11 protein-coding genes are annotated in these 12,355 nt (G+C 61.5%); 6 read left to right on the top strand and 5 right to left on the bottom strand.

All coding sequences use genetic code 11. The features are described from left to right. Positions 1 to 9: 9 nt before the first annotated feature. Positions 10 to 1,731: a ShlB/FhaC/HecB family hemolysin secretion/activation protein gene (locus ACLEJR_RS16075; RefSeq protein ID WP_440815002.1), complete on the bottom strand. Its 1,722-nt coding sequence runs from the start codon at positions 1,729 to 1,731 to the stop codon at positions 10 to 12. Between the two features lie 281 nt (positions 1,732 to 2,012). Between ACLEJR_RS16075 and ACLEJR_RS16070 the strand changes: the two genes are divergently transcribed. Further along, positions 2,013 to 2,285: a hypothetical protein gene (locus ACLEJR_RS16070; protein ID WP_440815000.1), complete on the top strand. Its 273-nt coding sequence runs from the start codon at positions 2,013 to 2,015 to the stop codon at positions 2,283 to 2,285. Between the two features lie 245 nt (positions 2,286 to 2,530). Here the strand turns inward: ACLEJR_RS16070 and ACLEJR_RS16065 are convergent, their stop codons facing one another. Continuing rightward, positions 2,531 to 3,877 carry a DEAD/DEAH box helicase gene (locus ACLEJR_RS16065; protein ID WP_440814998.1) on the bottom strand — a complete coding sequence of 449 codons (1,347 nt, stop codon included), beginning with the start codon at positions 3,875 to 3,877 and terminating at the stop codon, positions 2,531 to 2,533. Between the two features lie 194 nt (positions 3,878 to 4,071). Between ACLEJR_RS16065 and ACLEJR_RS16060 the strand changes: the two genes are divergently transcribed. Continuing rightward, positions 4,072 to 5,370, top strand: coding sequence for a mechanosensitive ion channel family protein (locus ACLEJR_RS16060; protein ID WP_440814996.1), 1,299 nt, complete (start codon positions 4,072 to 4,074; stop codon positions 5,368 to 5,370). 108 nt (positions 5,371 to 5,478) lie between these two features. On the opposite strand, the gene ACLEJR_RS16055 is transcribed toward ACLEJR_RS16060, so the two are convergent. The 3 genes from ACLEJR_RS16055 to ACLEJR_RS16045 form a co-directional block, all read right to left on the bottom strand. Continuing rightward, a complete protein-coding gene (locus ACLEJR_RS16055) occupies positions 5,479 to 6,345 on the bottom strand; it encodes a carboxylate/amino acid/amine transporter (protein WP_440814994.1) in 867 nt (288 codons plus the stop codon). A gap of 573 nt (positions 6,346 to 6,918) precedes the next feature. Then, positions 6,919 to 7,518: an FMN-dependent NADH-azoreductase gene (locus ACLEJR_RS16050; protein ID WP_440814992.1), complete on the bottom strand. Its 600-nt coding sequence runs from the start codon at positions 7,516 to 7,518 to the stop codon at positions 6,919 to 6,921. 149 nt (positions 7,519 to 7,667) lie between these two features. After that, the gene (locus tag ACLEJR_RS16045; protein WP_440797617.1) at positions 7,668 to 7,982 is read right to left on the bottom strand and encodes a 3-phosphoglycerate kinase; all 315 of its coding nucleotides are present in this window, start codon (positions 7,980 to 7,982) and stop codon (positions 7,668 to 7,670) included. Positions 7,983 to 8,032: 50 nt separating this feature from the next. On the opposite strand from ACLEJR_RS16045, the gene ACLEJR_RS16040 reads away from it, so the two are divergent. The 4 genes from ACLEJR_RS16040 (at position 8,033) to ACLEJR_RS16025 (ending at position 12,257) form a co-directional block, all read left to right on the top strand. Continuing rightward, complete coding sequence (locus tag ACLEJR_RS16040) at positions 8,033 to 8,956, top strand: LysR family transcriptional regulator (RefSeq protein ID WP_440797615.1); 924 nt, start codon at positions 8,033 to 8,035, stop codon at positions 8,954 to 8,956. A gap of 14 nt (positions 8,957 to 8,970) precedes the next feature. After that, positions 8,971 to 9,774, top strand: coding sequence for an alpha/beta fold hydrolase (locus ACLEJR_RS16035; RefSeq protein WP_440814991.1), 804 nt, complete (start codon positions 8,971 to 8,973; stop codon positions 9,772 to 9,774). A gap of 3 nt (positions 9,775 to 9,777) precedes the next feature. Further along, entirely contained in the window at positions 9,778 to 10,341 is a 564-nt protein-coding gene (locus tag ACLEJR_RS16030) for a peptidylprolyl isomerase (RefSeq protein WP_440797611.1), read from the top strand. An 83-nt stretch (positions 10,342 to 10,424) separates the two neighbouring features. Then, on the top strand, positions 10,425 to 12,257 hold the full coding sequence (locus ACLEJR_RS16025; protein ID WP_440814989.1) for an ABC transporter ATP-binding protein: 1,833 nt from the start codon (positions 10,425 to 10,427) through the stop codon (positions 12,255 to 12,257). The last annotated feature ends 98 nt before the right edge of the window (positions 12,258 to 12,355 follow it).

The following is a 12,355-nucleotide window of genomic DNA, read 5'->3' as shown; positions in this document are numbered from 1 at the left end:
ACAACAAAATTAGAGAAATGCATCGATACGGAAGTAGATCGGCGCTTCGCCCTCGGTCAGGGCATCCGGTCGTTCCAGGGAGTGGGCGAAGGTGACGCTGGCGCTGAGGTGCTCACCACGGGCGAACAGCTCCAGCGAATTGCTCGACATGCGCCCGTGCTGGTCGCCGTTGTAGCGGTCGCCGCGAATCACGCCCTGGTCATAACCGAGGCTGGTGCCGTACTCGGCGAACACCGGGCGCAGCCACTGCAACGTCACCGGACGGCTCCAGCGCAAGTCGTTGCGCCAGTAGCCGCCGCTGTCGCCAGACAGCGATTGATCCTTGTAGCCACGAATCGACGATTGCCCGCCCAGGCTCATGCGTTGCGGGCTGAACAGCACGTCTTCGCTGCGCTGGCCGGTCATCAGGCTGCTGAAGCTGAACGATTCGTCCCACAGCTTGAACGGTTGCAGGTAGCTGGCGGTGGCGGTGTATTTGCGATAGCGCGCGTCCGGCACGCCGGGGCCCGGGTCGTGATCGCCCTGGGCATCCAGGGCACCGATACCGTCCTGCAGGCCCAGGTCGAGGGTGACGAAGGCACTGCCGACCCGCCGTCCGTGGTTGAGGCCGAACTGGGCCTCGCTGATGCGATTGCTGCTCTCGCGAAGCTTGCTGTCTTCGATGAAGTTGTTGGTGCGCAGGTACGCAAGGCCGGTGCTGAGGGAGGTCTTGCTCAGCGCATCACGGTGGATCACCCGCTCGACCCGCAGCTGATGGTTCTGGCTGTCGCCGGTCTGCTTGAAGTTGAAACCGTTGGCCGCGATCTGCGAGCGGTACTCGCTCTGGCTGTAGGTGTAGCTGACGTTCCACCAGCCCCAGGGCAGGTTGTAATTGAGCATGGCGTTGTTGGAAGTGTGCTGGTGGTCGCTCATGCCGTCGTGACCGCCACGCAGCATCAACTGGTCGGCGAGGCCCAGCGGGCTGTCCCACTCCAAGCTCGTACCCCACTGCTGCTCGCCGGTGCTGCGCTGGCCGTCGTTGCTGCGCGCCAGCCCGGCGCGCCAGGGCTTTTTCGGCTCGTTGGTGACACGCACTTCGCTGCCGCCGACGTTCTGGCCGGGGGTCAGCTCCATTTTCGCCTGGTTCGACGGCAGGCGATTGAGCTGATCGACCATCTGTTCGATCTCTCGCAGGTTGACCAGCTCGCCGGTCTTGCCGGGAAATGCCATCGCCAGTTCGCGGTCCGACAGTTGGCTGCTCTCGGCGCCTTTCAGGCCTTCCAGTCGGCCCTCGACCACCAGCACTTGCAGGTGGCCGCCGGACAGATCCTGCTGCGGCAGATAGGCACGGCTGGTGACCAGGCCTTTTTCGATGTAGTGGTCGGTGATGACCTTGAGCAGTTCGTTGAGTTGCGGCACGCCCAGGCATTGGCCGATGTAGGGCTTGAGCAAGGCTTCGCGCTCGCGGGTAGAAAGACTGTCGGCGCCCTTGAGTTCGATGGTCTTGATCGGGAAACAACGGCTGTCGGTAGGCGCTGTGGGCTGGGTCGGCTGTGCCTCTTTACCGGGCAGGTCCTTGAGCTCTTCCAGGCGCCGACGCTGGTCTTCGAGCAGGCGATTCTGTCGCTCGCGGATCAGGTCCGTGTCACCGGGCGTGGTGGCGGCGTTGGCAAGGCTCAGTGGAGAAGGGTACAGCGGAGAAATGCACAGCAAAGCCAGGCACAACCTCGCCCAAAGGGCGGGTGAGGACATGTTCGATCCCTCGAGCAAAAGTGATATCAAAATAGCGGCGCGATATTAGTTAGCCATCATTTTGGCGTCAATTAAATATTTGAGCTTTGAGGCTAGCGCTGGGACCGCTCATCTGAAATCAGGCCCTTCTGTCTATACGGCAAGAAATGTCTCTTCCAGCGACTGGAAGGGTCGCAGGACGCTGCAGGAAACGGACGACAACCAAGCCTCGGCAATGAACTTTCCGCCCTGCATCGACCTCAACCTCTTACCTGCCCAACAAGGAATACGAGGCCCCCACCATGAAAACCCTCATGCAGCTCACACTCGCCGCCGCCCTCGCCAGCGCCCTGCCCGTCTGGGCCTGCACCCCCGAGGAAGCCACCGCCAAGCGTGAACAACTGGCCCAGGAAGTGACCCGGCTCACCCAGCAGAACCCGGCCAAGGCCAAGGAAATGAATGAAGAACTCCAGGCCATGGACCTGGAAACGGCCAGCAAGGAGCTGCCGGACAAGTGCCAGCTGATCGACAAGCGTTTGGAAGAGCTGAAAGACGCCGAGAAAAAAGCAGGTTGATTAACCAAAGCCAGACTCCACCCTGCTTTGTGGCGAGGGAGCTTGCTCCCGCTGGGGTGCGAAGCGCCCCTTCTGCTCAGGTAAACAACCAATGGAGCTGATGAGCAGGCCGCTATCGTTGGGCCTGCTGCGCAGTCCAGCGGGAGCAAGCTCCCTCACCACGGGGGCCGCGCGAAGCTTGAGTGTTGGTTTTCATCCATAAAAAAACCGGACACAGGTCCGGTTTTTCATAAAACAGCGCCGATTCACTCAGCCGCCGGAGCCTCTGGCCTGCGGCGTTTGAGCGGGGCCATGCCGTCTTTGCTGACCAGCGATGGCGCGTCGCTCTTCGGGCGGTTGGCGGTCTTGCGTTTGGTCGGGGCCTTGGCGGCGGTTTTCTTTTTGTCACCCTTGGCGTCGACCTTTTTCTTCTTCGCGCCCACGGCCTTGCCCGAGGCCTTGACCTTTTTCGGTCCGCCGTAGGTGCCTTTGACTTCCTTGATGGTGCGGCGCTCGAAGCTTTGCTTGAGGTAGCGCTCGATGCTCGACATCAGGTTCCAGTCGCCGTGGCAGATCAGCGAGATCGCCAGGCCATCGTTGCCAGCGCGGCCGGTACGACCGATGCGGTGCACGTATTCGTCGCCGCTGCGCGGCATGTCGAAATTGATGACCAGGTCCAGGCCTTCCACGTCCAGGCCGCGAGCGGCGACGTCGGTGGCAACCAGGATCTTCACCCCGCCCTGCTTGAGGCGGTCGATCGCCAGCTTGCGGTCCTTCTGGTCTTTCTCGCCGTGCAGCACAAAAGCCTTGTACTCCTGGGCCACCAGGCGACCGTAGATGCGGTCGGCCATGGCTCGGGTGTTGGTGAAGACGATGGCCTTTTCGTAGGTCTCGTTCGCCAGCAACCAGTTCACGATCTGCTCTTTGTGCTGGTTGTGGTCCGCCGTGATGATCTGCTGGCGGGTGGTGGAGTTCAGTTGGCTGACCGCATTGAGCTGCAAGTGCTCCGGGTTGTTCAGCACCTTGGCGACCATCTCGCGCAGGCCGGAACCGCCAGTGGTAGCGGAGAACAGCATGGTCTGCTGGCGGTTGGCGCATTCGTCCACCAGGCGTTGCACGTCTTCGGCAAAGCCCATGTCCAGCATGCGGTCGGCTTCGTCCAGCACCAGCACTTCGACTTCCCTGAGGTCAAGGTTGCCGGCGTTCAGTTGCTCGATCATCCGCCCCGGCGTACCGATCAGGATATCCGGGACCTTGCGCAGCATGGCGGCCTGGACCTTGAAATCTTCGCCACCGGTGATCAGGCCGGACTTGATGAAGGTGAACTGCGAAAAGCGCTCCACTTCCTTCAAGGTCTGCTGGGCCAGTTCACGGGTCGGCAGCAGGATCAGGGTCTTGATGCTGACGCGAATCTTGGCCGGGCCGATCAGGCGGTTGAGGATCGGCAGCACGAACGCGGCGGTCTTGCCGCTGCCGGTCTGCGCCGTCACCCGCAGGTCACGCCCCTGGAGCGCGAGCGGAATAGCCGCTGCCTGCACCGGCGTTGGCTCGACAAATTTAAGCTCGGCCACGGCTTTGAGCAGGCGTTCGTGCAGGGCGAATTCGGAAAACACGGGTGCTACCTCGAAGAAATGCAAAAAAACAGCTGCATAGGGTAACGGTTTCGAGCGCGGAGGCCGAGTTTCTTTCTGCAAACACCGACAATCAGTGGCATTTTTTTCAAGCAGTACGCCGCTAACAGTCACCTGGACCGGCTTAAATGCTCTAATCACGCCGCCGCGTCCTTTATAGAAGAATCGTTTCGTCCATGGATATCAAACAGCTCTGGGTCCACCTCCAAGACCTCTGGGGTGCCCTAGACCAGCACCCGCTCCTGCATTCCAGCCTCGGCCTGTTGCTGCTGCTGACCATCGCCCTGGTGTTCGGGCGCGTGGCGCGCTACCTGATCTTGCACGGTGCCAAGTTGCTGGGCCGCCAGCCCGCCTTGTACTGGATCAACGACCTGCGCCAGAACAAGGTGTTCCATCGCCTGGCGCAGACCACCCCCTCGCTGATCATCCAGTCCGGCCTGCACCTGGTGCCGGAACTGGGCAAGACCAGCCTGGTATTGCTCGGCAATGTTGCCACGGCCTTCACTATCCTGTTCATGGTGCTGGCCATCAGTGCCCTGCTCAGCGCCCTGCTGGATGTCTACGCCCGCACCGAACATGCGCGTACCCGCTCGATCAAGGGCTATGTGCAACTGACGAAAATGGTCCTGTATGTGTTCGGCGCGATCATCATCGTCGCCACATTGATCGACCGTTCGCCACTGTTACTGCTGTCGGGTTTGGGTGCGATGTCAGCGGTGATTCTGTTGGTGTACAAGGACACGCTGTTGTCGTTCGTCGCCAGCGTGCAATTGACCAGCAACGACATGCTGCGGGTCGGCGACTGGATCGAGATGCCCCAGGTAGGAGCCGACGGTGACGTGGTGGACATCACCCTGCACACGGTCAAGGTGCAGAATTTCGACAAGACCATCGTCTCGATTCCCACCTGGCGACTGATGTCCGAATCGTTCAAGAACTGGCGCGGCATGCAGCAATCCGGCGGGCGACGGATCAAGCGCAGCCTGTTCATCGACGCCAGCGGCGTGCGCTTTCTGCACGATGAGGAAGAACAGCGCCTGACTCAGGTGCGCCTGCTGACTGACTACATCAGCCGCAAACAGGCCGAGCTCAAGGCCTGGAACGAGGCCCAGGGCAACGTCGCGGCCATGTCGGCCAACCGTCGGCGGATGACCAACCTGGGCACCTTCCGCGCCTATGCCTTGGCATACCTGAAGAGCCATCCCGAAATCCAACCGAACATGACCTGCATGGTCCGCCAGTTGCAAACCACGGCCCAGGGCATCCCGCTGGAAATCTATTGCTTCACCGGCACCACGGTGTGGGCCGACTATGAACGGATCCAGGGGGATATCTTCGATTACCTGCTGGCTGTGATGCCGGAGTTCGGGTTGAACCTGTATCAGCAGCCCAGTGGCACGGACCTGCGCTCGGGTTTGCTGCCAGCGGTGCTGGGGGCAAGCCACCTGCCGGAGCCACAGAAGCAGGTGGTCTAAAGCCAACCACCCCCCCTGTGGGAGCGAGCTTGCTCGCGATAGCGGTTGTCAGAAACGTAGATGCTGACTGATGATCGGCTATCGCGAGCAAGCTCGCTCCCACAGTGTTCAGAATGAAGGCTGAGGCTGGCGCACCCCCAATCGGCTGATCCACACCGCCGCCAATATCACTGACCCGCCCAGCAACAACCTGCCCAGTTCCTCATGCTGATTCCAGATCAGCAGGTTCAGCAACAGCCCCACCGGCACGTGCAGGTTGTTCATCACCGCCAGCGTCCCGCCGTTGACCAGGCACGCGCCCTTGTTCCACCAATAGAGCCCGAGCGCGGTGGAGACCAGGCCAAGGAATACCAGCACGCCCCATTGCAATGGTGCTTCAGGCCAGAAGTCGGATTTGCCGAACAACAAGAAGGCCGGCAACGCCACCGCCAGCGCGCCAAGGTAGAAATAGCCGAATCGCCGGTAATGCGGCAGATCGCTCGGATGGCGTGCTACCAGATGCTTGTACAGCACCTGCCCGGCCGCGTAGGTGAAGTTGGCCAGTTGCAGCAGCAGGAAGCCCATGAAGAAATCCGGATTGATCCGGTCGTAGCGGATCACCGCCGCACCGACCACGGCCACCAGTGCCGCGATCAGTGCCCAGGGATTGAAGCGACGGTTCAGGGCATCTTCGATCAGGGTCACGTGCAACGGTGTGAGGATGGTGAAGAGCAGCACCTCCGGCACGGTCAGCACCCGGAAGCTCAGGTACAGGCACACGTAGGTGACGCCGAACTGCAACGCGCCTATCAGCAGCATGCCGCGCATGAACGCCGGCTCGACCTGGCGCCAGCGCGTCAATGGAATGAACACCAGCCCCGCCAGCACCACCCGCACCAGCACCGCGAAGTAACTGTCGACATGCCCGGCCAGGTATTCGCCGATCAGGCTGAAGGAAAATGCCTGGATAAGTGTCACAAAAAGTAGATAGCCCATACGCCCCTCGTTTCGAATGGCGGCGAAGATAACGGTTTTGCCGGGTGGGAGCGAGCCTGCTCGCGATGGCGGTGGGTCAGCCAGCAGATCTGCCACTGACAGATAGCATCGCGAGCAGGCTCGCTCTCACAGGATTGGCGGCGAACGCAAGATCTGCGGGCACCACACTTCCCAATGTGGGAGCGAGCCTGCTCGCGATAGCGGTGGGTCAGCCAGCAGATCTGCCACTGACAGATAGTCATCGCGAGCAGGCTCGCTCCCACAGGATCGGCGGCGAACGCAAGATCTGCGAGCACCATACTTCCCAATGCGGGAGCCAGCCTGCTCGCGATGGCGGTGGGTCAGCCAGCAGATCTGTCACTGACAGATAGTCATCGCGAGCAGGCTCGCTCCCACAGGGATCTGTGCCGTTGCATGAATCGCAGGCAAAAAAAAGCCCGATCTCGCTAAAGCGTTCAATCGGGCTACTGCACTCAGGAGCAACAAGTGCAAAGGGAGGTTCGATGCGCAAAACGGTTTGAAGGGAAGCGCCAGGTCACTAGACCACCTGGCGATTACCGGAGGATTAACGGATCAGGCGACCTGGGACAGTTTGGCGTTGGCCTGATTGATGCCCTTCTCCTGGAAGTCGCCGCCCAGGTTCATGCCTTCGGCATGGATGAACGTCACGTCGTGGATACCGATGAAGGCCATGACCTGACGCAGGTAGGGTTCCTGGTGATCGGTGCTGCCGCCGGCATGGATGCCGCCGCGAGCGGTCAGTACGAAGGCGCGCTTGCCGCTCAGCAGGCCTTGGGGGCCGGTCGGGGTGTATTTGAAGGTCACGCCAGCACGCAGCACATGGTCGAGCCAGGCTTTCAAGGTGCTGGGGATGGCGAAGTTGTACATCGGCGCGGCCATGACCAGTACGTCGGCAGCCAGCAGCTCATCGGTCAGTTCGTTGGAGCGTTCCAGCGAAGCGTTTTCGGTGTCGCTGCGTTGTTCGGCGGGCTTCATCCAGCCGCCCAGCAAGTGCGCATCCAGGTGTGGCACCGGATTGATCGCCAGGTCACGGACGCTGATTTCGTCGGCTGGGTGTGCGGCTTTCCACTGGCTGATGAAGGTCTGGGTCAGTTGACGGGAAACCGAGTCTTGCTGGCGGGCACTGCTTTCGATGATCAGAACGCGGGACATGGGATGTAGGCTCCATCTGAGAATGTTGTCAGTCGATGGAGCGAAGGTTAAACGCCGTCGTATCGATGAAAAAGCGCAAATAATTGCTGCAAAGCATCGATAAATTCGTTTATAAGCGGAGCACGCCGTACGCGCTGCTCCGCTGCCGGTTATTTCGGCTGGCAGGTCAACACGATGCGCAGCTTAATGATGTCGCGGTTGAATTTGGCCGTGGCGTTCTTGAACTTGCCGGCGGCGACTTCGATCTTGCGGGTGCGCGGCGCTTCGGGGCCGTTGCGGAACACCACGGTGCAGGCCGCGTCGGTGCTGCCGTAGTTGTTGACCTGGATTGAACCGATGTCAGCATCGGTGTCATAGGCGTTGTAGTCGATACTCAGGCCATTGAGGTGTTTTTCCACGTCGATCGGGTAGGCAAAGGCAGTCAGCGGCAGCAAGGCCAGTACCGCGCAACAGATTTTCTTCATTCGGCAGTCTCCACCAGGGGACCGCCAGCTTAGGACAAGAGGAGCTCAATGTGAAAGCGCCCCGCGTGACCCTTGATCAATGGCGAACGTTGCAGGCCGTGGTGGACCACGGCGGCTTCGCCCAGGCCGCTGAAGTCTTGCATCGCTCCCAGTCGTCGGTGAGCTACACCGTGGCCCGCATGCAGGATCAGCTCGGCGTGCCGTTGCTGCGTATCGACGGGCGCAAGGCGGTGCTGACCGAAGCCGGCGGCGTACTGCTGCGTCGCTCCCGGCAACTGGTGAAACAGGCCAGCCAACTCGAAGACCTGGCCCATCACATGGAACAGGGCTGGGAGGCGGAAGTACGCCTGGTGGTCGACGCCGCCTATCCCAACGCCCGCCTCGTGCGTGCCTTGACCGCGTTCATGCCGCAAAGCCGCGGTTGCCGGGTACGCCTGCGCGAAGAGGTGTTGTCGGGGGTCGAGGAGGTGCTGCTCGAAGGCGTGGCCGACCTGGCGATCAGCGGCTTCAGCATCCCTGGCTACCTGGGCGCGGAGTTGAGCGACGTGGAATTCGTCGCCGTGGCCCACCCTGAGCATGCCCTGCACCGGCTCAACCGCGAGCTGAACTTCCAGGATCTGGAAAGCCAGTTGCAAGTGGTCATCCGCGACTCCGGTCGCCAGCAACCGCGCGATGTCGGCTGGCTGGGCGCCGAACAGCGCTGGACCGTGGGCAGCCTGGCGACCGCCGCGACCTTCGTCGGCAGCGGCCTGGGTTTCGCCTGGCTGCCCCGGCACATGATCGAGCGAGAACTCAAGGAAGGTCTGCTCAAGCGTCTACCCTTGGAACAGGGAGGCAGCCGAAACTCGACCTTCTATCTGTTTTCGAACAAGGAAAAACCGCTGGGGCCGGCCACGCAGATTCTCGTCGAACTGTTGCGCACCTTCGACACCGCGCCGCTGGATGCGCCGTTCGCCGCCCCTGAACAAGCCTGACAAGGATTTCGCCGATGGCCTATTTCGTCCACGAAGATTGCAGCCTGCACTACGAAGAATATGGCCACGGCGCGCCTCTGGTGCTGGTTCACGGGTTGGGCTCCAACACCCTGGATTGGGAAAAACAGATCCCTGTGCTGTCCGCCCACTACCGCCTGATCGTGGTGGACGTGCGCGGCCACGGGCGTTCCGACAAGCCCCGCGAGCGCTATAGCATCGAGGGCTTCAGCGAAGACCTGCTGGCGCTGATCGAGCACCTCGACCTGGGCCCGGTGCACCTGGTGGGCTGGTCCATGGGCGGGATGATCTGCTTTCAACTGGCGGTGGATGAACCCCGGCGAGTCAAAAGCCTGTGCATCGTCAACAGCGCCCCTGAAGTCAAAGTCCGCACCCTCGACGATCGCTGGCAATGGTTCAAGCGCTGGAGCCTGATGCGCCTGCTCAGCCTGGAAAGCATCGGCAAGGCCCTGGGCGCCAAGTTGTTCCCCAAGCCTGAGCAAAGCGAGTTACGCCTGGAAATGGCCCGGCGCTGGGCAAAGAACGACAAACATGCTTATCTCGCCAGTTTCGACGCCATCGTAGGCTGGGGCGTGCAGGAACGACTGTCGCAGGTCGCCTGTCCAACCCTAGTCATCTGCGCCGATCACGACTACACCCCGGTGGCGCTTAAAGAAGCCTATGTAAGACGGCTACCCAACGCACGGCTGGTGGTCATCACCGATTCACGGCACGCTACGCCGCTGGATCAACCGGAACGCTTCAACCAGACCCTGCTCGACTTTTTGACCGCAACCGACTCCACCACTCAGGACCACTGACCCATGCTGAAAAAGATTGCCCTCGCCGCCGGCACCGTACTGTTTGCCGCCAATCTGATGGCCGCTCAACCTGCCAAGGCACCCCATGTACTGCTGGACACCACCAACGGCCAGATCGAAATCGAACTGGACCCGGTCAAGGCCCCCATCAGTACCAAGAACTTCCTGGACTACGTGGACAGCGGCTTCTACAACGGCACCATCTTCCACCGGGTGATCCCGGGCTTCATGGCCCAGGGCGGTGGTTTCACCCAACAGATGGTGCAGAAAGACACCAAGGCGCCGATCAAGAACGAAGCCAGCAACGGCCTGCATAACGTTCGCGGCACCCTGTCGATGGCGCGCACGTCCAACCCGGACTCGGCCACCAGCCAGTTCTTCATCAACGTAGCCGACAACGCCTTCCTCGATCCGGGCCGTGACGCCGGCTACGCGGTCTTCGCCAAAGTGGTCAAGGGCATGGACGTGGTGGACATCATCGTCAACTCCCAGACCACCACCAAACAAGGCATGCAAAACGTGCCGGTCGACCCTGTGATCATCAAGTCGGCCAAGCGCCTCGACTGACCCCACAGGGCAAGCCTGAGCGGCGACGGCAATCGCGCGCCGCTCACAGCAAAAAAGGAGAGCCCGGCCCGGGCTATTGACCCATGGTTTACCGCCGTTTCGAAACACTGATCGACATCTTCCGCGACGCCCCGACTTCGGCCCCGCCCAACCGCGTCCTGCCCTTCTACACCTATTACCTGAAACAAGTCTGGCCCAGCTTCGCCGTGCTGCTGGTGGTCGGCCTGATCGGTGCAATGATCGAGGTGGCGTTGTTCAGCTACCTGAGCCGCATCATCGACCTGACCCAAGGCACGCCCAACGCCGACTTCTTCAAGATCCACGGCCTCGAACTGGCCTGGATGGCCGTGGTGGCGCTGGTGTTCCGGCCGATCTTCGTGGCCCTGCATGACCTGCTGGTGCACCAGACCCTGAGCCCCGGCATGACCAGCCTGATCCGCTGGCAGAACCACAGCTACGTGCTCAAGCAAAGCCTGAACTTCTTCCAGAACGATTTCGCCGGGCGCATCGCCCAGCGGATCATGCAGACCGGCAACTCCCTGCGCGACTCGGCGGTCCAGGCCGTAGACGCGCTGTGGCACGTGCTGATCTACGCCATCAGTTCACTGGTGCTGTTCGCCGAAGCCGACTGGCGCCTGATGATCCCGCTGCTGCTGTGGATTGCCGCGTACATCGGCGCGCTCTATTACTTCGTGCCCCGGGTCAAGGAACGTTCGGTGGTGTCGTCCGATGCCCGCTCCAAGCTCATGGGCCGGATCGTCGATGGCTATACCAACATCACCACCCTGAAACTGTTCGCCCACACCCACTTCGAGCAGCAGTACGCCCGCGAAGCGATCCAGGAACAGACCGAAAAAGCCCAGTTGGCCGGCCGTGTCGTGACCAGCATGGACGTGGTCATCACCAGCATGAACGGGCTGCTGATCGTCGGCACCACCGGTCTTGCGCTGTGGCTGTGGACGCAGTCGCTGATCAGCGTCGGCGCGATTGCCCTGGCCACCGGGCTGGTGATCCGCATCGTCAACATGTCCGGCTGGATCATGTGGGTGGTCAACGGCATCTTCGAAAACATCGGCATGGTCCAGGACGGCCTGGAGACCATCGCCCAGCCGGTCAGCGTCACCGACCGCGACCAGGCCAGGCCCCTGGCGGTGGCCCGTGGCGAGGTGCGCTTCGAGCATGTGGATTTCCACTACGGCAAGAAAAGCGGGGTGATCAGCGACCTTGACCTGACCATCAGGCCCGGCGAGAAAATCGGCCTGATCGGCCCGTCCGGCGCGGGCAAATCCACCCTGGTCAACCTGCTGCTGCGCCTGTACGACGTGCAGGGCGGGCGGATTCTCATCGACGGCCAGGACATTGCCGAAGTCAGCCAGGAAAGCCTGCGCGAACGTATCGGCATGATCACCCAGGACACCTCGCTGCTGCACCGCTCGATTCGCGACAACCTGCTGTACGGCAAGCCCGACGCCACCGATGCGCAACTCTGGGAAGCGGTGCACAAGGCTCGCGCCGATGAGTTCATCCCATTGCTGTCGGACGCACAAGGCCGCACCGGCTTCGATGCTCACGTGGGGGAACGCGGGGTGAAACTGTCCGGCGGCCAGCGCCAGCGCATCGCGATTGCGCGGGTGCTGCTCAAGGATGCGCCGATCCTGATCATGGACGAAGCGACCTCGGCACTGGACTCGGAAGTCGAAGCCGCGATCCAGGAAAGCCTGGAAACCCTGATGCAAGGCAAGACCGTGATCGCCATCGCCCACCGCCTATCGACCATCGCCCGGATGGATCGCCTGGTAGTCCTGGAAAACGGTCGCATCGCCGAAACCGGCAGCCACGCCGAGTTGCTGGCCCAAGGCGGGTTGTATGCGCGGTTGTGGCAGCATCAGACGGGTGGATTTGTGGGGATTGACTGAGCACACCAACCCCGTGGCGAGGGAGCTTGCTCCCGCTGGGGTGCGAAGCGCCCCCCTGAGATTTAAGCCTCAATGCATGAGTTGAAGGTCAGTTGATT

Origin of the sequence: Pseudomonas sp. SMN5, assembly GCF_052041925.1 — a bacterium.
GTDB lineage: Bacteria > Pseudomonadota > Gammaproteobacteria > Pseudomonadales > Pseudomonadaceae > Aquipseudomonas.
The sequence above is the reverse complement of the archived record's forward strand: the minus strand, read 5'-3'. Positions and strand labels throughout refer to the sequence as shown.